The sequence below is a fragment of the Curtobacterium sp. 314Chir4.1 genome, from assembly GCF_900215175.1.
GTDB lineage: Bacteria > Actinomycetota > Actinomycetes > Actinomycetales > Microbacteriaceae > Curtobacterium > Curtobacterium pusillum_A.
The window spans coordinates 259,623-284,785 of record NZ_OCMI01000002.1; the positions used below are offsets into that span (position 1 = coordinate 259,623).

Here is a 25,163-nt window from a genome sequence, read left to right on the forward strand (position 1 = left end):
TCTCGTCGTTGAGATGGTGCAAGGGGTTGGAACGGGTGGTGCTGTCGGGTGCTGCTGTGTGGGTGCGGTGTCGTCCCCGGCGGTCAGGCCAGGGTCGACGCTGCGGGGTCCCAGCCCTCGGGGAGGGTCGGGGAGGGTGCGACGGTGCTCTCCACGAGCACCGTCTCACCACGTTCGGCGGCCTCGGCGATGGAGACCATCACGTCGAGGACGTGGAAGGCGAGGGCACCGGGGACCCGGTTCTCCTCACCGACGCGGAGGGCACGGGCGAGGTCGACCACGCCGGTGCCGCGCGAGTAGGTGGACCCGACGGCCGGGATGGTCTCCGGCTCCTCGGAACCGAGCGCGTAGAGCTCGGTGTCGCCGTCGAAGTTGTTCGGGTCGGGGAACACGACCGTGCCGGTCTCGCCCGCGATCTCGACGAAGCCGGTGCGGCCGCGGTCGGACTCGAACGAGAAGACGCTCTGGGCGCTCCCGCCGTTCTCGAACTCGATGAGTGCCGAGTGGTTCGTGGGCACCTCGACCGGGAACTCGGTGCCCGCCTTGGGGCCGGAGCCGATCGTGCGGGTCGCGCGGGACTTCGACGCCGTCGCGGTGACCTTCTTCACCGGGCCGAACGCCTGCACGAGGGTCGTGATGTAGTACGGGCCGATGTCGAAGAGCGGGCCGGCGCCGTGGGCGAAGAGGAACTCGGGGCTCGGGTGCCACGACTCCGGTCCGGGGCTCTGGAAGAGCGTCAGACCGTTGAGGGGCGTGCCGATGCGGCCGTCGCGGATGGTGCGGAGCGCGGTCTGGAGGCCGGCGCCCAGGAACGTGTCCGGCGCGACGCTGACGGTCTTGCCCGCGGCGCGTGCGGCGTCCCGGAGCTGTGCAGCGCTCTCGCGGTCGAGCGCGTACGGCTTCTCGCCCCAGACGTGCTTGCCGGCGGCGAGGGCCTGCAGCGCGACCTCGACGTGAGCGGCGGGGATGGTCAGGTTGACGACGATCTCGATGTCGTCGTCGGCCAGGAGCTCCTCGACGGTGCCCGACCCGGCAACGCCCCACTTCTCGGCCTGCGACGCTGCGCGGGGCAGGTCGATGTCGGCGATGAAGCGGACCTCGACGTCGGGGAAGACGGTGAGGTTGCCGAGGTACTGGTCGGAGATGACCCCGGCGCCGATGACGCCGACGCCGACCGGTCCGGTCCGGCGGGCGCTGTCGGTGGACTGCTGCGTGGCAGTGGTGGTGTCGGTCATGCGCGGGCCCCCTCGAGGAACGTGTAGGAGTCGGTGACGGCCTGGAAGACGTCTCCCTCGTGGTCGTCGAGCTCGACGACGTGCAGTGCGTCGGGCGCCGCGGCGATGATCTCGCGGACGGGCATGACACCGTTGCCCACGGCGACCTGCTTCTTGTCGTCGTGCGAGCCGTCGCCGTCCTTGACGTGCAGGAACTGGACCTTGTCGCCGTACTTGCCGATGATCGCCACCGGGTCGTCCCCGCCGACCTGCACCCAGTAGGTGTCGAGTTCGAGCACGACGTCGTCGGACAGCGCGTCGGCGAAGACCTCGTACGCCGAGACGCCGTCGATGCGGTTCGAGAACTCGAACGCGTGGTTGTGGTAGCCGAGGGCGAGGCCGTGGTCCGCGGCGCGGGGCGCCAGGGCGCTCAGCTCGCGGGCGATTGCCTCGACGTCCTCGCGCGTGGTCCAGCGGGCCTCGTCGATGTGCGGGTCGATCAGGGTGCTGAGACCGACGGTGACGCTCGCGTGGAAGATCTGGTCGAGGTCCTGCTCCCCGGTGTCCAGCAGGCGGGCGTGGCCGCTCGGGCTCTGCAGACCGGCGGCAGCGAGGGCGTCGCGCAGCGCCTCGGCACGGTCGACGAAGCCGAAGGCCTCGACGTTCGTGTAGCCGATGTCGGCGATGCGCTGCAGCGTGCCGGGGAGATCGGCAGCGAGGGCGTCGCGGACTGTGTAGAGCTGGACCGAGAGCGGTTGGGTCACCAGGAGTTCTCCTCGTCGAGATGGTGTGGTCGACATCGACCGAGCGTCACACTACGAGCACTTCTGTCGGCGGTCAAGCAGAAGTCCGAGGAAACTCGACGGACTTCATTGCGTGGCGCGTTCGATGTGTGCTTCACTCCCCCACATGGTCGACTTGACACGGACGGCAGCGTCGCCTCCGGTCGGGACGAGCGAGCTCTTCCAGATCCTCCGCGACGGCGTGCCGCGGACCCGGGCCGAGCTCGCCGCACTGACGGGACTCGCACGCTCGACGATCGGCGTGCGCCTCGATGCCCTCATCGAGGTCGGACTCGTCGGACCGGTGGACACCGCAGCCTCCACCGGCGGGCGCCCGCCTGCGCAGGTCGCCCTCATGCCGCGGGCGCGGCTCGTGATCGCCGCCGACCTCGGTGCCTCGCACGGCCGCGTCGCGGTCACGGACCTCGTCGCCGCACCGCTCGCCACCAGGGAAGCCCGCATCGACATCGCTGCGGGTCCCGTCCCCACCCTGACCTGGCTCGTCGAGACGATCGACGGCCTGCTCGACGAGGTCGGCCGGGCACGGGACGACGTCATCGCGATCGGCATCGGCGTCCCCGGCCCGGTCGAGTTCTCCACCGGCCGTCCAGCGAACCCCCCGATCATGCCCGGCTGGGACGGCTTCGACGTGCCCGGCTGGCTCCGGAACCACATCGCCGCCCACGTCCTGCTCGACAACGACGTCAACATCGCGGCGCTCGGCGAACGGGAGCACGGCTGGCCGGACGTCGACCACCTGCTGTTCGTCAAGGTGGCCACCGGCATCGGGTCCGGGATCGTGTCGGACGGCGAACTCCAGCGCGGCGCGCAGGGCACCGCGGGCGACATCGGGCACGTCCGGGTCTCGAGCGCCGGGGACGTGCCGTGCCACTGCGGCAACACCGGGTGCCTCGAGGCAGTGGCCTCCGGACCGGCGATCGCCCGACGACTCCGCGCGAAGGGCCACGACGTGCACACCGGCGCCGACGTCCTCGACCTCGTGAACCGCTCCGACCTCGACGCGATCCAGGCGGTCCGCCAGGCCGGACGGGACATCGGCGAGGTCCTTGCCACGTGCGTATCGCTCATGAACCCGTCCGTGATCGCCCTCGGCGGCTCGATCACCCAGGCCGGGGAGCACCTGCTCGCGGGCGTCCGCGAGGTCGTGTACTCCCGTTCGATGCCGCTCGCCACCGAGCACCTCGTCATCGCGCAGTCCCGTGCCGGATCCCTCGCCGCGCTCCAGGGAGCCGCGGCGCTCGCGATCGGGTACGCGCTCTCCCCCGCCGGGGTCGACGAGCTCGTCGCGTACGCCGAGGGTCACCAACTGGTGTCCTGACGGCACGCGTCCGGTGCGTCCGTTCCGTCGCGTCGGTGCGTCGGTTTCGTCCCGTCGGTGCTCGGGGAGACAATCGTGGGGTGACGATCGTGCAGCCCACCCTGTGGGGCGACCTGGACCCCGGCCTGGAGGCACATCCCGCCTCCGGCACGCCGGCGTCGGTCGTGCCCGTGGCCGGCTCCACGGCGCCGGGTCCGGTCGCGCACGACGCGTTCACCGCACTGCGCGGGCACACCGAGCGGATCGTCGCGCACTCCTCCGACCGCGTCGCCTGGCTCCGCGCCCGTGCGATGGGCATCACCGCGACCGACGTCGCCCGGCTCGCGTCCCTGCACGCGGTCGAGGCCGTCGTCACCGACAAGCGCTACGGCTCGCGGTTCTCCGGCAACTCGTACACGGAGCACGGCAAGGAACGCGAACCGCACATCGCCGCCTGGGTCGCCGCCACGCACGGCATCCAGCCGTCGGCGCACCTGTTCCACGCGGCGACGAACCGTGCGCACCTCGCCACCCCGGACGGCGTCGGCGTCGACGGCGCATCCAGAGTGGTCCTGGCCGAGATCAAGACCACGGCGAAGGGCTGGCGGAGCATCCCCCGGCACTACCTGCGGCAGATCTGGTGGCAGCAGTACGTGCTCGGTGCCGACCGCACGCTGTTCGTCTGGGAACGCCACGACGAGTTCGTGCCGGTCGCCGACGAGCCCGAGTGCCGGTGGGTCGACCGCGACGACGACCAGATCCGCGGCCTCATCCAGCTCGCGGACATGGTGCTCGACCGCCTGCGCGGCTTCCGGGTCTAGACCTTCACCAGGCGCAGCCGGCTCATCCCGATGACGAGCACGCCCATCAACACGATGAAGACCGCGACGCCGAGGCAGTACAGCGCGACGACCCCGTAGCCGAGGTCCGGGTTCAGGAACGGGTACGGCACCCACCCGTCGGTCGCGCCACGCACGAGGATCACGACGAGCCACACCGCCGGGTAGAGCAGGAACCACCAGACGTGCCGGAACACCAGCCGCGCCCGGTCCGAGAACAGCAGCCAGTCGAGCACCGCGTACACCGGGAGGACCCGGTGCAGCACGTCGTTCGACCACTGCACCGAGGTCTGCACGTCGACGCTGACGAGCAGGGTGTTGTAGACGATCCCCGTCGTGGCGATGTACACGGTCGACGCGCCGCGGAACAGGCTCAGCCCGAGCTCCCCGCGCTTCCGACGCGCTGCCGCCACCAGGGTCGCCGCGAACGCGAGCGCGATGAAGATGTTCGACTGGATCGTGAAGTAGCCGAAGAAGTTGAAGAAGTTGTAGGTGTCGAGCTTCGAGCTGACCAGCCACTGGGCCAGGATCGCGGCCACGACCGCGATGACGGCGAGCAGTCGGAGCGAGTTCACGAGGGTGCGCACGGAGCCACGCTACCGGGGCATCACACCGGGGATGCGAAAGGACCCGCACCGAAACCGGTGCGGGTCCTCTCGGAACTGATCAGTGGATCAGATGCTGTTGACGTCCAGCGGGATGGCCGTTGGACAGCGCAGCGCCGAAGGTCGTCAGATGCTGTTGACGTCCAGCGGGATGCCGGGCCCGAAGGTCGTCGAGACGGCGCCCTTCATGATGTAGCGGCCCTTCGAGGCGCTCGGCTTGAGGCGGTTGATCTCCTCGAGCGCGGTCGAGATGTTCTCGTCGAGCTGCTCCGGCGTGAACGAGGCCTTGCCGACGACGAAGTGCACGTTGGCGTGCTTGTCGACGCGGAACTCGATCTTGCCGCCCTTGATGTCGTTGACGGCCTGCGCCACGTTCGGGGTCACGGTGCCGGTCTTCGGGTTCGGCATGAGGCCACGCGGGCCGAGCACCTTGCCGAGACGACCGACCTTGCCCATGAGCTCCGGCGTCGCGACGGCGGAGTCGAAGGCGGTGTAGCCCTCGGCGACCTTCGCGATGAGCTCGTCGCCACCGACCTCGTCGGCACCGGCGGCGATGGCTGCCTCAGCAGCGGCGCCGACGGCGAAGACGATGACGCGCGCGGTCTTGCCCGTGCCGTGCGGCAGGATGACCGTGCCGCGGACCATCTGGTCCGCCTTGCGCGGGTCGACGCCGAGCTTGAGGGCGACCTCGACGGTGGAGTCCGTCTTGGCCGAACCGGTCTCCTTGGCCAGCGCGACGGCCTCGGTGGGGGTGTAGAACTTGTCGGCCTCGATCTTCGCGGCCGCGGCCTGGTAGGCCTTGGACTTCTTCGCCATGGTGTTCTCCTTGGGAGCTACGTGGTTGACGAGCCGGCGAGGCTCTCCCACGGAAGGGTGTCGGGGTGTGGTGCGTGCTGAGGCTTACGCCTCGACCGTGATGCCCATCGAGCGTGCGGTGCCGGCGATGATCTTCGCGGCCTGCTCGATGTCGTTGGCGTTCAGGTCGGCCTGCTTCGTCTCGGCGATCTGACGGACCTGGTCCATCGAGATCTTCGCGACCTTGACCGTGTGCGGGGTCGCGGACCCCTTCTGCACACCCGCAGCCTTCTTGATGAGCTCCGCGGCCGGCGGGGTCTTGAGGACGAACGTGAACGAACGGTCCTCGTAGACGGTGATCTCGACCGGCACGACGTTGCCACGCTGCGACTCGGTCGCCGCGTTGTACGCCTTGCAGAACTCCATGATGTTCACGCCGTGCTGACCGAGCGCGGGACCGATCGGCGGGGCCGGGTTGGCGGCGCCCGCGTTGATCTGCAGCTTGATCAGGCCCGTGACCTTCTTCTTCGGTGCCATGACTTGTCTTCCTCCTGGAATCGAACGCACGGGGACCCGTGCACTCTCCCGCTGGCCCGGCCGTTCCGGACCGCGGTGAAGCCCCGCACGCCAGGCGCGCGGGGCCAAACCTCAGTAGTCTACCCGATCGTCCGGATCGGTCTAGAGCTTGGTGACCTGGTCGAAGCTGAGCTCGACCGGGGTCTCGCGCTCGAACAGCGAGACGAGGACGGTGAGCTTGCCGCTCTCCGGCTTGATCTCGGAGATCGAACCCGGCAGGCCCGCGAACGAGCCTTCCTTGATGGTGATCGTCTCGCCGATCTCGAAGTCGACCTCGGCCGCCGGCTGCGACTGGGCAGCGCCGCCGCCCTTCGCACCGCCCTTGGTCGGAGCGGCCTCGGCGACCTGCACGAGGGACTTCAGCATGCCGAACGCCTCGTCGAAGCGGAGCGGCGTGGGGTTGTGCGCGTTGCCGACGAACCCGGTGACACCAGGGGTGTGCCGGACGACGGACCACGAGTCCTCGTTGAGGTCCATGCGGACCAGCACGTACGAGGGGATCCGGACGCGGGTGACCAGCTTGCGCTGCCCGTTCTTGATCTCGACGACGTCCTCCATCGGGACCTCGACCTGGTAGATGTAGTCCTCCATCGACATCGACACCATGCGGTTCTCGATGTTCGACTTCACGCGGCGCTCGAAGCCCGCGTAGGAGTGGATGACGTACCACTTGCCGGGCTTCATCCGCAGCTCGGCCTTGAACGCCTCGTACGGGTCGACCTCGGCCGCTTCGGTCTCGTCGTCGTCGAGCGCCTCGTCGGCGGCGAGGGTCTCGTTCGCCTCGGCGGCGGACTCCTCTTCCAGCTCGACCTCTTCTTCGTCCTCGACCGCTTCGACGGCGGCCTCGGCCTCGTCAGCGGTGTCGACCTCGAGCGCGTCGTCGACGACGGCGTCGGCTTCGGGGTCCTGGGACTCGGCGAGGGCGTCGAGCGCCTCGTCGAGGCCGCCGTCGTCGATGCCGAGCGACGGGTCGTTCTCGTCCTCCACCTCGATGGCGCGCTCCTCGGCCGACTCGGCCGAACGCTCCTCGCCGGTCTCGACGTCGCCTTCCTGGTTCTCCTCGACCTCGGAGGACTGCTCGGCAGCCGTGGCGAGGTCGATGTCGTCGCGGGAGTTGTCAGACACTGTCGATTCTTTCCGTTCGGTGGTGCGGATCGGGTTGGCGGGCGGATCGTCTCACGATCGGCTCCGTCTCGGGCGACCGTACTCCTGTCCGTGAACGGTCAGGACAGTCGCGGTCCGGATCAGGCCGTCGGCCCGTTGCCGAACACGTACCCGACGCCGAGTCCGAACGCGAAGTCGAGGATCGACACCAGGATCATCATCACGACGACGAAGACCAGGACGACGCCCGTGTAGCTGAAGAGCTCCTTGCGGGTCGGCGTGACAACCTTGCGGAGTTCAGCGATGACCTGCCGGATGAAGAGCACGATGGCAGCGAACGGACCGCGGCGCTCGGCCCGGTCCTGCTTCGCCTTGGCGACGACGTCGTCCGCCGTCGTCTCCATGTCTTTGCTCGCCAACTTCTACCCTTCCAGATGTGCAGGGCGGACAGGACTCGAACCTGCAACCTGCGGTTTTGGAGACCGCTGCTCTACCAATTGAGCCACCGCCCTTCAGAACGCAGTTCGTCACCGATCCGCGTTCCGGTGGACGAGTCTACGGGAGTCCGTCACACGGTGTCCACTTGACGGGTGCTCCGGCGTGCCGCGCCGATAGGCTGGGACCCGTGAGCACCGAAGCCCCAGGCCCCGAGTCCACCGCCAACCCCGCTGCCGTGAGCACCGATCGGCCGCGCATCGCGTCCCGCATCGCCGCGATCGCCGAGTCCGCGACGCTCAAGGTCGATGCCAAGGCCAAGGCCCTGAAGGCCGCCGGTCGCCCGGTGATCTCCTTCGCCGCCGGCGAGCCGGACTTCGCCACGCCGCAGCACGTCGTCGACGCCGCCGTCCAGGCCGCGCAGGACCCGAAGAACCACCGGTACACACCGGCGACCGGCCTCCCCGAGCTGAAGCAGGCGATCGCGGAGAAGACCGCGCGCGAGTCCGGCATCACCGTCGACCCCGCGCAGGTCATCGTCACGAACGGCGGCAAGCAGGCCGTCTACCAGGCGTTCCAGACGATCGTGGACGCCGGCGACGAGGTCCTCCTCCCCGCCCCCTACTGGACCACCTACCCCGAGGCGATCCGCCTGGCCGGTGGCGTCCCCGTCGACGTCTTCGCCGGCAGCGACCAGGACTACCTGGTGACGGTCGAGCAGCTCGAGGCCGCACGCACCCCGAAGACGAAGGCGCTGCTCTTCTGCTCGCCGTCGAACCCGACCGGCTCGGTGTACACCGCCGAGCAGACGAAGGCCATCGGCGAGTGGGCGCTCGAGCACGGCATCTGGGTGATCAGCGACGAGATCTACCAAGACCTCGTGTACGACGGCGTCCGCTTCACGGGCATCCTCGACGCGGTCCCGGCCCTCGCCGACACGACGATCCTCGTCAACGGCGTCGCCAAGACGTACGCGATGACCGGTTGGCGCGTCGGGTGGTTCATCGGCCCGACCGATGCCGTGAAGGCCGCGTCGAACCTGCAGTCGCACCTGTCGTCGAACGTCTCGAACGTGTCGCAGCGCGCCGCGATCGCCGCCCTCACCGGGCCGCAGGAGCCCGTCGCGACCATGCGTGAGGCCTTCGACCGCCGTCGCCAGGCGATCGTCGCCGGGCTCAACGCGATCCCGGGCTTCGTCACGCCGACCCCGCAGGGCGCCTTCTACGTCTACCCCGACGTCACGGCGCTGCTCGGCCGTGAATGGGCCGGCACGACACCGACCACCACGCTCGAGCTCGCGGACCTCATCCTCGAGCACGCCGAGGTCGCGGTCGTCCCGGGTGAGGCCTTCGGTCCGTCGGGCTACCTCCGCCTGTCGTACGCCCTGGGCGACGACGACATCGCCGGGGGCGTCGCCCGGCTCGCGCGGTTCTTCGCGTAGTCACCCGGAACGCGGGAACGGCCCACCTCGACGAGGTGGGCCGTTCTGCGTCAGAGGCCTGGAGGCGCGGCTCGGCTCAGGCGAGCAGGTCGCCCACCGCAACGGGTTCCGGTACCAGCGAGACCCCGAAGCGGTTCAGGACGGTCACCTGGACGTAGCGGGCGAGTTCCGCCACCTGGGCGGCGGTCGCTCCCCCGCGGTTCGTCAGCGCGAGGGTGTGCTTCGACGAGATCGCGGCACGGGAACCGGGCACGGCGTACCCGCGGTGCACACCGGCGTGCTCGATGAGCCAGGCGGCGCTGAGCTTCACCTCGTCACCGGCCGGCCAGCGCGGAGCGTCGGCGGGCAGGGTCTCGGCGAAGGCCGCGGACACGATCGGGTTCGTGAAGAAGGACCCGGCGCTCCAGGTGTCGTGGTCGTCGGCGTCGAGGACCATTCCCTTCGTGCCGCGGAGGCGCAGTACCTCGGACCGGACCGTCGACGGCGCCACGAGGGCCCCCAGCTCGACGCCGAGGGAACCCGCGAGCTGCGCGTACCGGACCGGGACGCCGTCGGCGGAGGCCGTGCCGAGCCGGAACTCGACCGTCAGCACGACGCCACGTCGTCCGTGCTTGAGCGTCGACGTGCGGTAGCCGAGCGCCAGCTCGGCCGCTGGCACCCACGCGCGCTCCCCCGTGGACGCGTCGAGGAACTCGATCCGGGTGAGCACGTCGGACAGCTCGACCCCGTAGGCGCCGATGTTCTGCACGGGGGCGGCACCGACCGTGCCCGGGATGCCGCTCAGTGCCTCCAGGCCGGTCCAGCCGTGCTCGACGGTCGAGGCGACGAACGCGTCCCAGGGTTCACCGGCGGCGACGCGGACGGTGACGCCGTCGGCGTCCGCCGTGTGGTGGATGCCGGTGGTGCGCACGAGGACGACGGTGCCGTCGAACCCGTCGTCGGCGACGAGCAGGTTGCTGCCGCCACCGAGGACGAGCCACGCGTCGTCGTCCCACGCCGAGACGGCGTGGTCGACGAGCTCGTCGGTCGTCGTCGCGGTGAGCAGCCGCGTGGCGGGACCACCGACGCGGAGCGTCGTGAGGTCCGCGAGCACCGGCTCCGACACGGTCAGCGGAACGCCACCGTGACCTGCGCCTTGCCGAGCACGGTCTGCCCGGCGGCGGTCACGGTGAGGTCGATGCGCTGCGGACGGCCGTCGTCGTCGACGGTGCCGACCTTGGCGACGACACCGACGGTGGCGCCCTGTTCGGGGTCGACGACCACGGGCCGGGTGAAGCGGACGCCGTAGCGGACGACGACACCGCGGTCACCGAGCCACTCGGACACCGGCTGCACCGCGAGGCCCATCGTGAGCATGCCGTGTGCGAGGACGCCGGGCAGCCCGACGGACGCGGCGACGTCGTCGCGGTAGTGGATCGGGTTGAAGTCGCCCGAGGCGCCGGCGTAGCGGACGAGCGAGTCACGGGTGAGGTGGACCTCGCGCTCGGCGACGACGGTGCCGACCTCGAGTGCGGTCACGGGTGCGGTGGTCATGCGTCGTCTCCTCGGACGACGAGGGTGGAGGTCGCCGTGACGACGTGCTCCCCCGCGGCGTCGTTCATGGTGCTCTCGGCGGTGACCATGGCGTTGCCGCCGAGGGTCTTCACGCTCGTGACCGTCAGGGTCGCGGTGAGCTCGTCGCCGGCCACGATCGGCCGGTCGTAGGTGAAGGCCTGCTCACCGTGGACGACGCGCGAGAAGTCGATCCCGGCGTCCGGCTCGGCGAGGAGCTGGGCGAGCGTGGCCTCCTGCACGACGACCGCGAAGGTCGGCGGTGCGACGACGTCGTCGTAGCCGGCGGCACGGGCGGCCTCGGGCTCGTGGTGGATCGGGTTCGTCGCGAACACGGCACGGGAGAACTCCCGCACCTTCTCACGACCGACCAGGTACGGCTGGGCCGGCGGGAACGTCCTGCCGACGAGCTCGGGGTTCACAGACACGTCCGGCAGTCTAGCGACGCCCGTCTGGGGGCCTGTCGTTCATGAGTATGCATCGGCTATGGTGGTCGGACACGGTTCGGGGGAACCGACGCCGGCGTCCGGGGGTCCGGGCCGGCACTTCCGGGGAGGGGAAGCACGATGAACACGACGACCGAGTTCGCGGTGCACACCGGCGACCGTTGCACGGCCATGGAGGTCGCGGGCGCAGCACTGCGCCAGACCGGCCACCACGTCGAGTCGACCGGCGGCACCATCACCGCCACCAGCGGCAGCCGGCTGCTGACGATCCTGCTCGGTGCCCTCGTGCACCCGTCGCGGGAGTTCCGTCGGTACGAGCTGTCGACGACCGTCACGGGGACGTCGACCACCATCACCCTGCGGCACGCGGGGCACGCGACGGCGGTGTCCGGCGGGGGCATCGGCGCCGACCGGCGGCGGAGCGCCTGGCAGCAGGTCAACGCGACACTCGAACGCGCGCTCCGGTCCGCCGGGGTGCTCGCCGCGCACCCGGAGCACCGCCCGTTCTGACGCGCACGGCCGGGCGGCGCGCCGGCGGCCGGCCGCCGGCGCGCCGGGCCGCGGTCTGCGGGTGGGGCACAACCAAAGTGGGCTCGAACTGCGATCTTCCGCGGTTCCGGCTGACTTTGGTTGTGCGCAGACGAACCCCGACGGGCTGATGCTCTGCGAGCGGGACGCCATCGCGGGCACCCGGAAACGACGAAAGCCCGGCGCGGACGCCGGGCTTGCGGTAGCGAGGGCGGGACTTGAACCCGCGACCCCACGATTATGAGTCGTGTGCTCTAACCAACTGAGCTACCCCGCCAAGGATCCGGAGCGACAACGGCTCCGGGTCGGAGCCCCGAGTCAGGATTGAACTGACGACCCCTTCCTTACCATGGAAGTGCTCTACCACTGAGCTATCGGGGCATGTGCCGCTCGGCGGCACCACACGAGGATAGCAGACCCGCGACGGTGGTCAGGAACCCGGCGTGACGCCCGGGCGTGCCGCGTCGGACCGCTAGTTCGCGTTGGCCTTGAGCCACGCCAGCGGGTCCACCGGGACCCCGTCGACGTGGACCTCGAGGTGCAGGTGCGGGCCCGTCGAGTTGCCCGTGCTGCCGACGAGTCCGAGCTCGTCACCGACCTCGACGTGCTGCCCCTTGACCACCTTGAAGGAGTTGTCCTCCATGTGGCCGTAGACGCTGGTGAACTGCTTGCCGTCGACGTCGTGCTCGACCCAGACGTCGTTGCCGAAGCCGCCGTCGTCCGCCTGCACCTTGATCACGGTGCCGGCTGCGATCACCCGGATCGGGGTGCCCTCGCCCGGGGCGAAGTCGACGCCCATGTGGTTCGTCGAGCAGAACGAGCAGCCCTCGACCTGGCGGCCACCGAAGCCGGAGGTGATGGGGACACCCGTGAGGAACGGCCACTGGATCGTGCCGTTCGGGTCGTTCGTGAAGCTCGAAGAATCGACGTTCTTGTACTGCGTGGCCGACGACACCGAGTACTGGTCACGGTTCGTCTCGGCGTCCGTGGCACCGGAGCCGACGCTGAGCGACTGGGTCGCACCCGAGGCCGTCGCACGCTGGGACGTCGAGCCCGGCTCCGGCGTGTAGAGCGCCTGCGCGGGCAGCGACGTCGAGACCACGAGGCCGGCGGCGAAGAGCAGTGCACCGACGGCGGTCACGCGCGACGCGGCCCTGCGGAACGAGGCACCGTGCTGCACGGACGTCCGGGCGACCGGCCGCGACGCGGCGATGTGGCGGGTGGCGCGGTCGACGTGCACGGTGGTCGTCGGCCGTCCGGTGCGGACGGGCCGGGCCGGGCGGGCGCTGCGACGGGCCTGCAACGGCGCGGGGGCAGCGGTCGGGACCGGAGCCGTCGCGGCCACGACGGGCGACGAGGGTGCGGGCGGCGTCACGGGTCCGACGGTCGACGCCGGCATGGCCGGGGACATCGGCGCGAGGTCGATCGGGGACGCGGGCGCCGGCGGGGTGGCCGGGCTCACGAGGTCCTCGAAGGACGGCCTGGGCCCACGCCGCCGGTTCCCGGACGACGCGCCAGCGGCGTCCGGGCCGTGCCGGTGGGGAGAGGCGCGCTCCGGCTCCGCCACGGCCGTCGCCTGGTCGAGGTGGTCGCTCTGCACCGCCACTGCCGCAGCTGCTCGCTCCGCCTCGATGCGTGCCCGTCGGGTCAGGTGGACGACCGGTGCGGGTGCGTTCACGGTGCCGTCGGTGAGCTCGGGCGAGAGGGAGGAGTGGGGCATGCGTTCGGTGGCGATCCTGATCGGGGCGAGGTGCGCTCGATGGTAACGAGCAGATAACGGGACCAGAGAACGGTAGCAGGAGCCATACCGTGTCGCCAGTCCTGGTCATGACCACACGGCTCCCCCAGACCGAGGGGTCAGGCGGCTCACACCGCGAGCACGGACTCCTCGAGCCGCTGGAGCACGGCCGTCAGGTCGTCCGCGACCGCGGGGCTCGCGAAGAGGAACGACCGCGTCCCGCCGGCCTCCCAGATGCGCACGGCGGCTCCGGCCTCCTGCGCCACGATCGACCCCGCGGCCATGTCCCACGGGTTGATCCCGCGCTCGTAGTAGGCGTCCACGGTCCCTGCGCCGACCGCGCAGCAGTCCAGCGACGCCGCTCCGCCGCGTCGGATGTCCCGGACCTCGCCGATGAGCCCCGCGAGCACGTCGACCTGCTGCCGACGACGGTCCGCGGTGTAGCCGAAGCCCGTCGCGACGAGCGTCTCGGCGAGCGACGCCGGCGACCCGGCGTGCAGCGGCACGCCGTCGCGCGTCGCACCCTCCCCGGCCACGGCCCGGTACACGACGCCGGTGGCCGGTGCGACGACGACGCCGGCGACCGGCTCCCACGTGGTCGGGTCGGCGGCACCGCGGACGACGCCGATGCTCACGCCGTACTCGGGGCTGCCGTAGAGGTAGTTGACGGTCCCGTCGATCGGGTCGACGACCCAGGTGATCCCCGAGGTCCCCGCGCCGGTGCCCGACTCCTCGCCGAAGAACGCGTCGTCCGGTCGGGCCTCGGCGATCCGCGACCGGATGAGCGCCTCGACCTCGCGGTCGGCGGCCGTGACGACGTCGACGATGCTCGACTTGCGGTCGGCGACCTCGACCCCCTCTGCTCGGCGTCGGGCGGCGAGCGACGCGGCCTCGCGGGCGATGGCCTCGGCGAGGTCGGCGAACTGGGACGGCGTGGGTTCGACGGGCATGCGACCAGCCTGCCGGAAACGGAACGGCCCCGTCCGCAGTGGACGGGGCCGTTCCGATGGTGGCAAGTGAGGGATTCGAACCCCCGAAGGCTACGCCGGCTGATTTACAGTCAGATCCCTTTGGCCGCTTGGGTAACTTGCCATGTGCGCACCCGGCCCGTGTAGTCACCAACCGAAGGCGCGCAAGAAAGCATAGCCGATCCGGGACCGTGCTCGTGACCACCGGTTCTGGAGGCGACCACCCGTCGGACCGGACCCGCGCTCGGGGGCCGAACCGCGCCTCCTGTCCGCCGTTAGGCTGTCCCGCATGGCAGACAGTTCCTTCGACGTGGTCAGCAAGGTCGACAAGATGGAGGCGGAGAACGCCCTCAACCAGGCCGCCAAGGAGATCGAGCAGCGGTACGACTTCAAGGGCGCCGACGCATCGATCGCGTTCAGCGGTGAGGACGTCCTCATCAAGGCGAACTCGGAAGAGCGCGCGAAGGCCGTCCTCGACGTCCTGCAGAGCAAGGCGATCAAGCGCAACATCAGCCTGAAGAGCCTCGACGCGGGCGACCCGTACCCGTCGGGCAAGGAGTACCGCATCGAGGTGAAGTTCAAGAACGGCATCGAGCAGGACGTCGCGAAGAAGATCGGCGCGTTCCTGCGGGCCAACGCCCCCAAGACCGTGAAGAACCAGATCCAGGGTGACGAGCTCCGCGTCTCCTCGAAGAGCCGCGACGACCTGCAGAACACGATCCAGCTCCTCAAGGGTGAAGAGTTCGACGTGCCGCTGCAGTTCATCAACTTCCGCTGACGCGCCGCCCGCCGCTGTGGAGCACTGGCTCACCGTCGCCATCACGGTCTTCCTGGTCCTGCTGGACCTGGCGATCCGCGTCTTCTCGATCATCTACGTCCCGATCAACCGCAAGCCGCAGACCGCGACCGCATGGCTGCTGGCGATCTTCCTCATCCCCTACATCGGGTTCATCGTCTTCCTCGTCATCGGGTCGACGAAGCTCCCGCATGCACGCCGTGAGAAGCAGACGGAGATCAACGCGTACATCCTCGAGCAGACCGAGGGGATCGAGCGTGTCCGTCGTGACCACCCGTGGCCGGCGTGGCTGGACAGCATCACGCGGCTGAACCGCGAACTCGGCGCCATGCCGCTGGTGGGCGGCAACTCGGCGGAGCTCTACCCCGACTACGACGAGTCGATCGCCGAGATGACCCGGGCGATCGACGGCTCCCGCCGGTTCGTGCACGTCGAGTTCTACATCGCGACCCTCGACGACACCACGCGCCCGTTCTTCGAGGCCCTCGCCCGAGCCCAGGCCCGCGGCGTGACGGTGCGGTTCCTGCTCGACCACTGGGCGAGCCGCGGCTACCCCGGGTACAAGGACACCCTGGCGTTCATGGACCGTGCCGGCATCGAGTGGCACCTCATGCTCCCGCTGCTGCCGTTGCAGGGGAAGTTCCAGCGCCCGGACCTCCGCAACCACCGGAAGATCATGGTGGTCGACGGCTCCGTGGCGTTCACCGGGTCGCAGAACCTCATCGACAAGTCCTACGACCTCGAGTCCCACAAGAAGCGGCACATGGCCTACAAGGACCTGTTCGCCCGGTTCGAGGGCCCCGTCGTCGCCGGCCTCAACGCGCTCTTCGTGACCGACTGGTACAGCGAGACGGACGAGCTCCTGCTCCGCGAGAGCGACCCCGTCCAGCGGGCCGACCGCGGCGACGCACTGGACTGCCAGGTCGTGCCGTCCGGCCCCGGGTTCGACGGCGAGAACAACCTGCGCCTCTTCAACGCGCTGCTGTACTCGGCGCAGAGCAAGGTGTCGATCACGTCGCCGTACTTCGTCCCGGACGACTCCATGCTCTACGCCATCACCACCACGGCGCAGCGCGGGGTCGAGGTCGAGTTGTTCGTCGGCGAGATGGGTGACCACGCGATGACGTGGCACGCACAGCGTTCCTACTACGAGGGGCTGCTCCGGGCCGGCGTGAAGATCTGGCTCTACCGGGCCCCCACGATCCTGCACGCGAAGCACTTCACGATCGACGACGACGTGGCGGTGATCGGGTCGAGCAACATGGACATGCGGTCGTTCAGCCTCAACCTCGAGGTCTCCGTGATGGTGCGCGGCAGTCGCTTCGTCGACGCCCTGCGCGAGGTGCAGGACGCGTACAAGGAGCACAGCTTCGAGCTGACGCTCGACGCGTGGGTGGAGCGTCCGCGGCGGTCCCAGGTGCTCGACAACGTCGCGCGGCTCACGGCGGCGCTGCAGTAGCAGCGGGCGGGAGGCGCGGGTCGGCTCGGCCCCGCACCGCGCGCGGTCTCGTGCGCGGGCGCTCGCCAGTGTGCGAGGTTCCGACCGCAGTGCGAGGGCGCGAGCATCGCACACTGCGCGGGAACGCGCACCGTACGGACCACCGGTCGGGTCGGCCCCGCACCGTGCGAGGTCAGGCGCGCGGGTCCGGCACCAGGCGTGTCAGGCGGACGGTCAGGCGCTCCAGGGGCCCACGCCCGAGGAACGCACGCCACGTCATCGCGAACGGCACCGACCCGATCGCGAACCACCACCACGCGGCTGACGAGTCGGGGTACTCCGGCAGCATCGCGAGCACGACGAGGTGCCCCGCGTACACCGTGAGCGGCATCGACCCCACTGCGGCGAGCGGGAAGGCGATCCGCTCCGCCGTGGGCCCCCGACCATCGAACACGAGCGTGCACAGGGCGATGACCGCGACGGCGATCCCCGCGGTCGCGACCACGTCGACGATGGACGACGAGTGGTCCCGCGGCGAGAGGAACAGCTGTGCGAGCGTCTCGGAACCGGTGCTGCCCTCCCCCGCGTACGGCACGCCCGGGAACGCGAACGCCGCGTCGGCAGGCACCGGGGCGACGGCGTTCCCGACGAGGTACGCGACCAGGGCGACCACGGCGCCGGACGCGAGGAGCACGACCTGCGTGCCCCGCGCCTCTCCCTCTCCCCACCGGCACGGCCCGTACGCCGCTGGCGCGTCGTTCGGGAACCGTCGGCGTGGGCCCAGACCGGCCCTCGCGACCGCGAGACCGACCAGGACGTACGCCAGGAAGGTGACCACCGGGTAGACGAGGCCGAGCTGGACCTCCCACATGCCCGCGTCCGCGTAGAACGGCACGGTCGCCAGGGCGACCACCGGCGAGAGCACCGCGCACAGCCCGGCGATCACGAGCAGCCACCGTGCCCGCACCCGGAGCACCGGGATCGCGAGCAGGAACAGCACACCGTACGTCGGCAGGATCACGTACACCGGCGTCTGCAACGCCATCAGGAGCAAGCCGACCGCGACCACCACGACGGCGCGGATCGCCAGCCGACCGCGCACGCGACCGATCGCCGGCGGACCAGGCGGGTCGGTGCGCCCGCTCGTCAGGCCGATCGACACCCCGGCGAGGACCGCGAAGAGCGACGACGACCGGCCGTGCGCGACGGCCGCCCAGGTCCCCGGGTCCGACCAGTCGACCGCGTCCGCGATCCCGCCGACGTGCGTCGCCATCATGCCGAGCAACGCCATCGCCCGAGCGACGTCGACACCGTGCAGCCGGCCGCCGGGAACGAGCGCGCCCCGCAACGCGGTGGGCGGTGCGGGGCGTGCGTCGGTCACGGCGTCGGCTCTCGCCTAGCTCGCGGTGGCGTTCGCGCGACCGAGCGAGACGTCGATCATCTCCTCGCGCGGGACGACCTTGATGCGCTCACGACCGTGGGGCTCGCCGAGCGCGAGCTCGTGGGCGTCGAGGTTGTGCCAGCCGTCGAGGTCGGTGTACTCGACACCGCGTTCGGTCAGGAGCGCCGGGATCGCACCCTCGGACGGGTCCTCCGGCGTCCACCAGCTCGCCTGGTCGTTGACGATGTGCTGCACGGTCTCCATCGCGTCGGACTTCGTGTGCCCGATCAGGCCGACGGGCCCGCGCTTGATCCAGCCGGTGGCGTAGACGCCCGGGAGCTGCTGGTTGTCGTCGTCGAGGACCTGGCCCTCGTGGTTCGGGATGACCCCGTGGCGCTCGTCGAACGGCACGCCGGGGAGCGGCGACCCGAAGTACCCCACGGCACGGTACGCGGCCTGGATCGGGATCTCGCGGATCTCCCCGGTGCCCTCGACCCCACCCTGGCCGTTCGGGCGGGTGCGCTCGTAGCGGATCGCGGTGAGCTTGCCGTCCTCGCCGACGAACTCGAGGGGCTTCGCGTAGAAGTGCAGGTGCAGGCGACGGCTTGCCTGCCCGGTCTCACGGGTCCGCCACTGCTCCAGCACGCGGTTCATCACCATCACCTGCTTGTTCGTGGCGATGGCGGTCTTCGAGGCCTCGTCGTGGTCGAAGTCCTCGTCGTAGAGGATCATGTCGACGTCGCGGAGCTCGCCGAGTTCCCGCAGCTCGAGCGGGGTGAACTTCACCTGCGCCGGGCCGCGGCGGCCGAACACGTGCACGTCGGTGACCGGGGACGCCTTGAGGCCCTCGTACACGTTCGCCGGGATCTCGGTCGGCAGCAGGTCGTCGGCGTGCTTCGCGAGGATGCGCGAGACGTCGAGGGCGACGTTGCCGTTGCCGATCACCGCGACGCTCTCCGCCGTGAGCGGCCAGGTGCGCGGGACGTCGGGGTGGCCGTCGAACCAGCTGACGAAGTCGGCCGCGCCGTACGAGCCCTCGAGCTCGACACCGGGGACGTCGAGGTCGGCGTCCTTGATCGCACCGGTCGAGAACACCACCGCGTGGTAGTGCTTCCGCAGGTCGTCGAGGGTGATGTCCTCGCCGAAGCGGACGTTGCCGAAGAGCCGGACGACGCCGCGGTCGAGCACGTCGCGCAGGGCGTTGATGATGCCCTTGATGCGGGGGTGGTCGGGGGCGACGCCGTACCGGACCAGCCCGTACGGTGCGGGCAGCTGCTCGAACAGGTCGATCGACACGTCGTGGCCGTGGGCCTCGCGCAGCAGGATGTCCGCGGCGTAGATGCCGGCGGGGCCGGCGCCGACGATGGCGACTCGGAGGGTGGGCACTGATCGTCTCCAGTTTCGTTCGGGTGGGGTGCTCCCGAGGGGGTCTCGTGGCCGCGTCGCGTCGCTCCTGCGTCAGCGGTGGGGCGGCGTCAACCGCTGCGGTGCCGCCGTGTCATCGGCTGCGGTCGACGACGGACTCGGCGAAGCGGATCAACGCCCGCTTCACCGTGCCGTCCGGCAACGGTGCGAGGGCATCGACCGCCTCGGTCGCCCACCGGACCGCGACGGCCCGGGTGGCGGCGGTGGCCTCGTGCTCACGGAGCGCGGCCACGGCGGACTGGTAGGGCGCGGAGTCGACGACGTCGTCCGGGGCGGCGTTGACGTCACGCTCGATGCGTTCGAGGAGCGCGACCGCGTCCGGCGCACCGGTCGCGGCGAGGCGACGGAGCTGCAGCAGCGGCAGCGTGTCGACGCCGGCGCGGAGGTCGTTGCCCGCGATCTTGCCGGTCTTGTCCTTCGCAGGGGCGAGGTCGATGACGTCGTCGACGAGCTGGAAGGCCACGCCGACCTTCTCGCCGAAGGTGCCGACGGCGTCCAGGTAGGAACGGTCGGCACCGGAGAACATCACACCGGCGCGAGCGGCCGTCGCGATGAGCGATCCGGTCTTGTCGCTGAGGACCTGGATGTAGTGCTCGACCGGGTCGTCCTCGGGCTGGGGCCCCGTGGTCTCGTGCAGCTGCCCCATGCAGAGCCGCTGGAAGGTCTCGGCCTGCATCCGGATGCCCTCGGTCCCGAGGTCCGCCGTGATGAGGCTGGCGCGGGCGAAGAGCAGGTCACCGGTGAGGATGGCCACGTTGTTGCCGTACGTCACGTGGGCCGCCGGGACACCGCGTCGCACGGGCGCTTCGTCCATGACGTCGTCGTGGTACAGCGATGCGAGGTGGGTCGTCTCGATGCTGACGGCGGCCTTCACGACCGCGTCGGTCACGCCGTCACCGAGCTGGGCGATGAGGAGCGTCAGCGTCGGCCGGATGCGCTTGCCGCCCGCCGAGAGCAGGTACCGGCTCGTCGTGTCGGCCAGGGTGTCCGTCGAACGCATGGCTTCTTCGAGGCCCTGCTCGACGAGCTCCAGCCCGTCGTCGACGGCCGCGATGAACCGCCGCTCCGCGGGCGTGGCGAACAGTCGCTCGCCGATGCCCAGCGACGCGCGGAGACTCGGTGCGCGACGTGCGACCGGGACGCTCGGATTCAAGTGCTGCTCCGTGTTCGGGGGTGGAGGGACCGGTCAGGCGTCGGTGGGGTCGACGCTCGGCTGCTCACCGGTGTGCTGGTGCTCGCGGCGCGCCTTCGCACGACGGGCGACGGACTCGCGGACCGTGCCCGCCACGGGCTTGCGACCGCGGTGCAGTGCGACGATACCGGCCGTGAGGTTGCGGTACGCGACCATCGTGAAGCCGACGCCGCGGAGCCACTGGCTGAGGACCTGCTGCTCGGGCCACGCCTCGATCGACTCCGCCAGGTACCGGTAGGCGGCGGGGTTGCTGCTCGAGAGCCGCGCGACGCCCGGGAGCACGCGCTTGAGGTACGTGCCGTAGCCGAAGCGGAGCACGGCGAGCGGCGGCGTCGAGAACTCGCAGATCACGACGCGCCCGCCGGGCTTGAGGACGCGCAGCATCTCGCCGAGCGCCTGCATCGGGTCGTTGACGTTGCGCAGACCGAAGGAGATCGAGACCGCGTCGAAGGTGTCGTCGTCGAACGGGAGGTGCTCGGCGTCCCCCTCGACGAAGGTGATCTCGGGGTGGCGTTCGCGGCCGACGGCGATCATCCCCGCGGAGAGGTCGAGCGCCGTGACGTCGGCCCCCTTCTTCGCGAAGGCCGCCGCGCTCGTCCCCGTGCCGGCGGCGATGTCGAGCACCTTCTCGCCGGGCTGGGGGTCGACCGCGCGGACCGTCGCGACACGCCACAGCGGGGCGTTGCCCGCGGAGAGGATGTCGTTCGTGAGGTCGTACTTCGCGGCGACGTCGTCGAACATGGCCGCCACCTCGTCCGGCCGCTTGTTCAGGTCCGCTCTGCTCACCCACAACATCCTAGAGGTCCCGCCCGTGGGTTCCCCCGAGCACGGCGCGTGCGGGGCCGGAACCGGCGCGTACGATCGGTCCGTGACCCGAACCACCACGGCGGCCCCGCCGCTGACGGTCTCGACCCGGATCCTCGACGACCCGGGCGCCGTCCTCCGCCACACCCTCCGGGACAGCCCGCTCGCGTTCGTCCGGAACGGCGACGGCATCGTCGGCATCGGCGAGGCCCTGCGCTTCACCTTCACCGGACCGGAGCGGATGCGGGAGGCCGCGGCCGTCTGGCGCACCATCGTGCAGTCCGCCGTGGTCGACGACCCGGTGCAGCTCCGGGGCACCGGTCTCGTCGCCTTCGGGTCGTTCACGTTCGCCGACGACTCCGCCGAGACGAGCGTGCTCGTCGTCCCGCGCGTGGTGATCGGCCGCCGACGGGGCCGGGCGTGGCTCACCGCGGTCGACACCACGCCGGACCCGGAGCCGCTCGGGTTCACCCGCACCTCGGTGCCGGTGCCGAACGTCGGTCCGCACGTGTCGGTCGCCCTCGGCCCCGGACGCATCGACGCGGACGCCTACGCCGAGCGGGTCGCCGAGGCCGTCCGGCGGATCGCCGCCGGAGACGCCGAGAAGGTCGTCCTGGCCCGCGACCTCGTCGGGACCCTCCCGGACGACGCCGACCGTCGGGCGATCCTGCTCGACCTGGCCGAGGCCTACCCGCAGTGCGTGACGTTCGCCGTCGACGGGCTCGTCGGCGCGACGCCGGAGACGCTCGCCCGGACGGACGGCACGCGGCTGTCCGCTCGGGTCCTCGCCGGCAGTGCCGCGCGGGGCGCCGACGCCGTGTCCGACCGCGCCGCCGCCGAGGCCCTGGCGGCCAGCGCGAAGGACGTCGGGGAGCACGCGTTCGCGATCGACAGCCTGCTCGCGGCGCTGCGGCCGATCGCGTCCGACCTGCGCGCGGACCCGGAGCCGTTCCGGCTGCAGCTGCCGAACCTGTGGCACCTCGCCACCGACGTGCAGGCGACCCTGCCGGTGGGGACCACCTCGCTCGACGTCGCCGACGCGCTGCACCCGACGGCCGCGGTCGCGGGGACCCCGACCGACGTGGCCGTGCGGCTGGTGTCCGAGCTCGAGGGCGTCGACCGGGGCCGCTACGCCGGGCCCGTCGGGTGGCTCGGCGCGAACGGCGACGGGGAGTGGATGCTCGCGCTCCGCAGCGCGCGCATCACCGACGACGGGTCCGTGCGGGCCTGGGCCGGTGCGGGCATCGTGGCCGGGTCCGACCCGGCGCGCGAGGTCGCCGAGACCGCGCTGAAGTTCCGCCCGATCACCGACGCCCTGACCTGATCCCGCACCGCGCGCGTCTGCGACCCGGCAACCTGCCGGACGGGAGGCGCGGCGCGGTCCCGCCACGTGCCTCCCGTCCGGTACGACGCGGCGTCTCGGGCCAGCGGCGCGCCGTGCTGCACGCGAGACACCGCCTGTCGGCCGAGACGCAGCCGCATCCGGCGGCGTCGCGCGGCCGCGGCGGCGTCTCGCCCGCGGGGCGGCGTCTCGTCTCGACGAGACGAGACGCCGCTCGCGCCGCGTGACGCCGCTCCTGCCGCGAGACGCAGCGCCACGCGGTCAGTCGGCGAGCGGGACCTCGATGACGACGCGCTCCGCCGGGTCCGTCAGCACACGCTCCAGGTCGCCCCACGTCGCCGCGCGCCGGTACTCCCACCCGAGCCCGGTCACGACGCGCTCGACGTCGACGAACTGCGGCGTGGTCATCATCCGGCGCATGTCGGCCTCTGGCGTGGTCGCCGCGACCTCGAGCCCGCGGAAGATCGCTCCCCCGGAGTCGTTGCCGACGACGACCTGGACGCGGTGCCGCGGTTCCTCGGTGCCCGTGACGAACGCGCCGAGGTCGTGCAGCAGCGTCAGGTCGCCGAGCAGCACGCGCGTGGTGCCGATCGACGCCGACGACCGTTCGAGTGCGGCGGCGATGCCGAGTGCGGTGGACACGGTGCCGTCGATGCCCGCGAGGCCACGGTTCGCGTGCACCCGGATCGGCTTGCCGGCGACGTGCCCGTCGGCGACGCGGATGATCTGCGAGGCACCGAGGACCAGTCGGTCGTGGGGCCAGGTCGCGCCCCAGACCGCGTCCGCGAGCATCGCCCGGTCGACCGGACGGCGGCGGAGCGCCACCTCGTCGCGGAGGAACTTGTTGCGCTCGGCCCGGTCGCTCGAGCGCTTCGCGTCGAGGTCCGGTCCGGCGTCACCGCCGCCCAGCAGCGCGCGGCTCGTCGCCACCCAGCGTCCCACCCACGCACGGTGCTCCGGCCGGGTGCGGCCCGTCACGCGGACGTCGGACACGAAGGTGGTCGCCGCGGTCGGCCTGGAGGCGCGGGCCGGGTCGAAGGGATCGGCACCGGGTCCGCGCACCACGATGGCCTCGACGTCCTCGCGCTGCAGGAGCGCGGGGACCTCACGACTGAGGGTGGGGTGGCCGAGCACGACGGCGCGGCGCACCGCGCCGCCGAACTCCGGCTCGCGCAGGAGCTCGCGGTAGGTCACCACGAGGTTCCGGCCGAAGCGCGCCCCGCTCGACACCTCGGCGAGCAGCGGCGCACCGAGCTCCCAGGCGATCCGTTCGGCGTCCGCCCCGGCGTCGTGCCCCGCGATGACGATTGTCCCGGGCTCGTCGTCCGGCGCCAGCTCGGCGACCGGGAGCCCCGAGTGGACGCGCCGTGCGGCGAACGCGAGGTCGACCTCGTCGTCGGGCACGGGCTGCACGTCGTCGTCGCCGAGTCCGGCGGAGAGGGGCTCTCGGAAGGCGACGTTCAGCTGCACCGGTCCGGGTTGTCCCTCGTGGCCCGCGGCCGCGGCGACCGCCTGGCGCACGAGGGTGCGGACGGTGTCCGTGGTGCTCGCGTCGACACCGTGCACGGTCGGCGCCTGGACGTCCCGCACGAACGTGACGGCTGCGCCGAAGATGCCCGGCTGGACGGTGGTCTGGTTGCTCCCGATGCCGCGGAGCTCGTCCGGGCGGTCGGCACTGACGACGATCATCGGCACGCCGGAGTGGTGCGCCTCGAGCACGGCGGGGTGCAGGTTGGCGACGGCCGTGCCCGACGTGGTGACGACGCCGGCGGGACGACCGGACTCGACCGCGAGGCCGAGGGCGTAGAACCCCGCGGTGCGTTCGTCGAGCCGGACATGCACGCTGATGCCGCCGGCCCGCTCCAGGGCGACGGCGGCCAGGGCCAGGGCCTGCGACCGCGATCCGGGGCTGACGACGACGTCGGTGACGCCGGCGCGCGCCAGTTCGGCGAACAGCGCCAGTGCGAAGTCGGTCGCGGGGCTGCCGGAACCCGCGGGACCGTCAGCGATCGGTGCGGCCGTCGTCGTCGCGCCGCTGGTCGCGCCGGTCTCGGTCGGCGCGTCGTTCTCGTTCGCGGAACTGCTGCTCGAGGTCTCGGAGGGTCTCGTCGTCCTGGTCCTTGTCCGTGGGGTGCCGCTCGGGGCCGTGCGGGCCCCCGAGGAAGTCCGGGTCGTCTTCGGGTCCACGGTACCCGGAGCCGCCGCCCGGGTTCGTCGCCGGCGCACGGCCGAGGAGGAACCAGAGGACCCCGCCGAGCACGGGCAGGACGATCACGAGCAGGAGCCAGACACCGCGGCTGAGGGAACGGACACGTTCGCGGGGCATCGTGGCGCAGTCGATGGCCGTGTACACCGTGAAGGCCACGGCGGCCACGACGACGATCAACCACAGTCGGACCATTCCCGGAGTCTAGGTCGCGAGGCTGTGGGGTCCCTGCCGGTCGC

At 71.2% G+C, this 25,163-nt stretch carries 25 protein-coding genes and 4 tRNA genes; 7 read left to right on the forward strand and 22 right to left on the reverse strand.

Annotation, left to right across the window (positions count from 1 at the left end):
• Positions 1-83 precede the first annotated feature (83 nt).
• On the reverse strand, positions 84-1,235 hold the full coding sequence (locus CRP27_RS06100) for a Gfo/Idh/MocA family protein (protein WP_097179846.1): 1,152 nt from the start codon (positions 1,233-1,235) through the stop codon (positions 84-86).
• Complete coding sequence (locus CRP27_RS06105) at positions 1,232-1,978, reverse strand: sugar phosphate isomerase/epimerase (protein ID WP_217990695.1); 747 nt, start codon at positions 1,976-1,978, stop codon at positions 1,232-1,234. The genes CRP27_RS06100 and CRP27_RS06105 overlap by 4 nt, the downstream gene beginning before the upstream one ends.
• Before the next feature lie 145 nt (positions 1,979-2,123).
• Here CRP27_RS06105 and CRP27_RS06110 point away from each other — a divergent pair, with 145 nt between their 5' ends.
• Positions 2,124-3,335 (forward strand): ROK family transcriptional regulator, encoded by a 1,212-nt coding sequence (locus CRP27_RS06110; RefSeq protein ID WP_176505485.1) that lies wholly within the window; start codon positions 2,124-2,126, stop codon positions 3,333-3,335.
• Positions 3,336-3,556: 221 nt separating this feature from the next.
• Positions 3,557-4,135: a YqaJ viral recombinase family protein gene (locus CRP27_RS06115; protein WP_255257510.1), complete on the forward strand. Its 579-nt coding sequence runs from the start codon at positions 3,557-3,559 to the stop codon at positions 4,133-4,135.
• Here the strand turns inward: CRP27_RS06115 and CRP27_RS06120 are convergent.
• From CRP27_RS06120 to CRP27_RS06145, 6 genes are all read right to left on the reverse strand, one after another.
• Positions 4,132-4,740 (reverse strand): Pr6Pr family membrane protein, encoded by a 609-nt coding sequence (locus CRP27_RS06120; protein ID WP_097179849.1) that lies wholly within the window; start codon positions 4,738-4,740, stop codon positions 4,132-4,134. The two genes, CRP27_RS06115 and CRP27_RS06120, sit on opposite strands and share 4 nt — an antisense overlap.
• 144 nt (positions 4,741-4,884) lie before the next feature.
• The gene (gene rplA, locus CRP27_RS06125) at positions 4,885-5,574 is read right to left on the reverse strand and encodes a 50S ribosomal protein L1 (RefSeq protein WP_097179850.1); all 690 of its coding nucleotides are present in this window, start codon (positions 5,572-5,574) and stop codon (positions 4,885-4,887) included.
• An 84-nt stretch (positions 5,575-5,658) separates the two neighbouring features.
• Positions 5,659-6,090, reverse strand: a complete 432-nt coding sequence (gene rplK, locus CRP27_RS06130) for a 50S ribosomal protein L11 (protein WP_022906459.1) — start codon at positions 6,088-6,090, stop codon at positions 5,659-5,661.
• A 141-nt stretch (positions 6,091-6,231) separates the two neighbouring features.
• On the reverse strand, positions 6,232-7,254 hold the full coding sequence (gene nusG / locus CRP27_RS06135) for a transcription termination/antitermination protein NusG (protein ID WP_097179851.1): 1,023 nt from the start codon (positions 7,252-7,254) through the stop codon (positions 6,232-6,234).
• 119 nt (positions 7,255-7,373) lie between these two features.
• Entirely contained in the window at positions 7,374-7,652 is a 279-nt protein-coding gene (secE, locus tag CRP27_RS06140; protein ID WP_071290700.1) for a preprotein translocase subunit SecE, read from the reverse strand.
• A gap of 20 nt (positions 7,653-7,672) precedes the next feature.
• Positions 7,673-7,745, reverse strand: a tRNA-Trp gene (locus tag CRP27_RS06145).
• Between the two features lie 161 nt (positions 7,746-7,906).
• On the opposite strand from CRP27_RS06145, the gene CRP27_RS06150 reads away from it, so the two are divergent.
• A complete protein-coding gene (locus CRP27_RS06150; protein WP_097179852.1) occupies positions 7,907-9,109 on the forward strand; it encodes a pyridoxal phosphate-dependent aminotransferase in 1,203 nt (400 codons plus the stop codon).
• A gap of 76 nt (positions 9,110-9,185) precedes the next feature.
• On the opposite strand, the gene CRP27_RS06155 is transcribed toward CRP27_RS06150, so the two are convergent.
• The 3 genes from CRP27_RS06155 to CRP27_RS06165 are packed head-to-tail and all read right to left on the reverse strand — an operon-like array spanning position 9,186 to position 11,088.
• On the reverse strand, positions 9,186-10,214 hold the full coding sequence (locus CRP27_RS06155) for a UDP-N-acetylmuramate dehydrogenase (RefSeq protein WP_097179853.1): 1,029 nt from the start codon (positions 10,212-10,214) through the stop codon (positions 9,186-9,188).
• Between the two features lie 2 nt (positions 10,215-10,216).
• Entirely contained in the window at positions 10,217-10,642 is a 426-nt protein-coding gene (locus CRP27_RS06160; RefSeq protein ID WP_097179854.1) for a MaoC/PaaZ C-terminal domain-containing protein, read from the reverse strand.
• Complete coding sequence (locus CRP27_RS06165) at positions 10,639-11,088, reverse strand: MaoC family dehydratase N-terminal domain-containing protein (RefSeq protein WP_079236588.1); 450 nt, start codon at positions 11,086-11,088, stop codon at positions 10,639-10,641. Before CRP27_RS06165 ends, CRP27_RS06160 begins: the two co-directional genes overlap by 4 nt.
• Positions 11,089-11,226: 138 nt before the next feature.
• On the opposite strand from CRP27_RS06165, the gene CRP27_RS06170 reads away from it, so the two are divergent.
• On the forward strand, positions 11,227-11,616 hold the full coding sequence (locus CRP27_RS06170) for a hypothetical protein (protein WP_097179855.1): 390 nt from the start codon (positions 11,227-11,229) through the stop codon (positions 11,614-11,616).
• Positions 11,617-11,837: 221 nt separating this feature from the next.
• Here CRP27_RS06170 and CRP27_RS06175 read toward each other — a convergent pair.
• From CRP27_RS06175 to CRP27_RS06195, 5 genes are all read right to left on the reverse strand, one after another.
• Positions 11,838-11,911 (reverse strand) — tRNA-Met (locus CRP27_RS06175).
• Positions 11,912-11,943: 32 nt separating this feature from the next.
• Positions 11,944-12,015, reverse strand: a tRNA-Thr gene (locus CRP27_RS06180).
• 91 nt (positions 12,016-12,106) lie between these two features.
• Complete coding sequence (locus CRP27_RS06185; protein WP_097179856.1) at positions 12,107-13,354, reverse strand: M23 family metallopeptidase; 1,248 nt, start codon at positions 13,352-13,354, stop codon at positions 12,107-12,109.
• 146 nt (positions 13,355-13,500) lie between these two features.
• Positions 13,501-14,322 (reverse strand): inositol monophosphatase family protein, encoded by an 822-nt coding sequence (locus CRP27_RS06190; RefSeq protein ID WP_097179857.1) that lies wholly within the window; start codon positions 14,320-14,322, stop codon positions 13,501-13,503.
• A gap of 57 nt (positions 14,323-14,379) precedes the next feature.
• A tRNA-Tyr gene (locus CRP27_RS06195) sits at positions 14,380-14,464 on the reverse strand.
• 165 nt (positions 14,465-14,629) lie between these two features.
• Here CRP27_RS06195 and CRP27_RS06200 point away from each other — a divergent pair.
• Together CRP27_RS06200 and cls are read left to right on the forward strand one after the other, a co-directional pair.
• Complete coding sequence (locus tag CRP27_RS06200; protein WP_069712130.1) at positions 14,630-15,118, forward strand: YajQ family cyclic di-GMP-binding protein; 489 nt, start codon at positions 14,630-14,632, stop codon at positions 15,116-15,118.
• 16 nt (positions 15,119-15,134) lie between these two features.
• Positions 15,135-16,595: a cardiolipin synthase gene (cls, locus tag CRP27_RS06205; RefSeq protein WP_097179858.1), complete on the forward strand. Its 1,461-nt coding sequence runs from the start codon at positions 15,135-15,137 to the stop codon at positions 16,593-16,595.
• A 172-nt stretch (positions 16,596-16,767) separates the two neighbouring features.
• On the opposite strand, the gene CRP27_RS06210 is transcribed toward cls, so the two are convergent.
• The 4 genes from CRP27_RS06210 to CRP27_RS06225 all read right to left on the reverse strand — a co-directional run bounded on the left by CRP27_RS06210 (position 16,768) and on the right by CRP27_RS06225 (position 21,358).
• Positions 16,768-17,955 (reverse strand): heparan-alpha-glucosaminide N-acetyltransferase domain-containing protein, encoded by a 1,188-nt coding sequence (locus CRP27_RS06210; RefSeq protein WP_097179859.1) that lies wholly within the window; start codon positions 17,953-17,955, stop codon positions 16,768-16,770.
• Between the two features lie 15 nt (positions 17,956-17,970).
• Positions 17,971-19,341, reverse strand: coding sequence for an FAD-dependent oxidoreductase (locus tag CRP27_RS06215; RefSeq protein ID WP_097179860.1), 1,371 nt, complete (start codon positions 19,339-19,341; stop codon positions 17,971-17,973).
• Between the two features lie 112 nt (positions 19,342-19,453).
• A complete protein-coding gene (locus tag CRP27_RS06220; protein ID WP_097179861.1) occupies positions 19,454-20,533 on the reverse strand; it encodes a polyprenyl synthetase family protein in 1,080 nt (359 codons plus the stop codon).
• Between the two features lie 33 nt (positions 20,534-20,566).
• Positions 20,567-21,358 carry a demethylmenaquinone methyltransferase gene (locus CRP27_RS06225; protein ID WP_097179862.1) on the reverse strand — a complete coding sequence of 264 codons (792 nt, stop codon included), beginning with the start codon at positions 21,356-21,358 and terminating at the stop codon, positions 20,567-20,569.
• An 82-nt stretch (positions 21,359-21,440) separates the two neighbouring features.
• On the opposite strand from CRP27_RS06225, the gene CRP27_RS06230 reads away from it, so the two are divergent.
• Positions 21,441-22,700: an isochorismate synthase MenF gene (locus tag CRP27_RS06230; RefSeq protein WP_097180313.1), complete on the forward strand. Its 1,260-nt coding sequence runs from the start codon at positions 21,441-21,443 to the stop codon at positions 22,698-22,700.
• Positions 22,701-22,979: 279 nt separating this feature from the next.
• Here the strand turns inward: CRP27_RS06230 and menD are convergent, their stop codons facing one another.
• Both menD and CRP27_RS06240 read right to left on the reverse strand, forming a co-directional pair.
• Positions 22,980-24,728 carry a 2-succinyl-5-enolpyruvyl-6-hydroxy-3-cyclohexene-1-carboxylic-acid synthase gene (gene menD, locus CRP27_RS06235; RefSeq protein ID WP_097180314.1) on the reverse strand — a complete coding sequence of 583 codons (1,749 nt, stop codon included), beginning with the start codon at positions 24,726-24,728 and terminating at the stop codon, positions 22,980-22,982.
• Positions 24,721-25,119, reverse strand: a complete 399-nt coding sequence (locus CRP27_RS06240; RefSeq protein WP_097179863.1) for a PLDc N-terminal domain-containing protein — start codon at positions 25,117-25,119, stop codon at positions 24,721-24,723. The genes menD and CRP27_RS06240 overlap by 8 nt, the downstream gene beginning before the upstream one ends.
• Positions 25,120-25,163 lie beyond the last annotated feature (44 nt).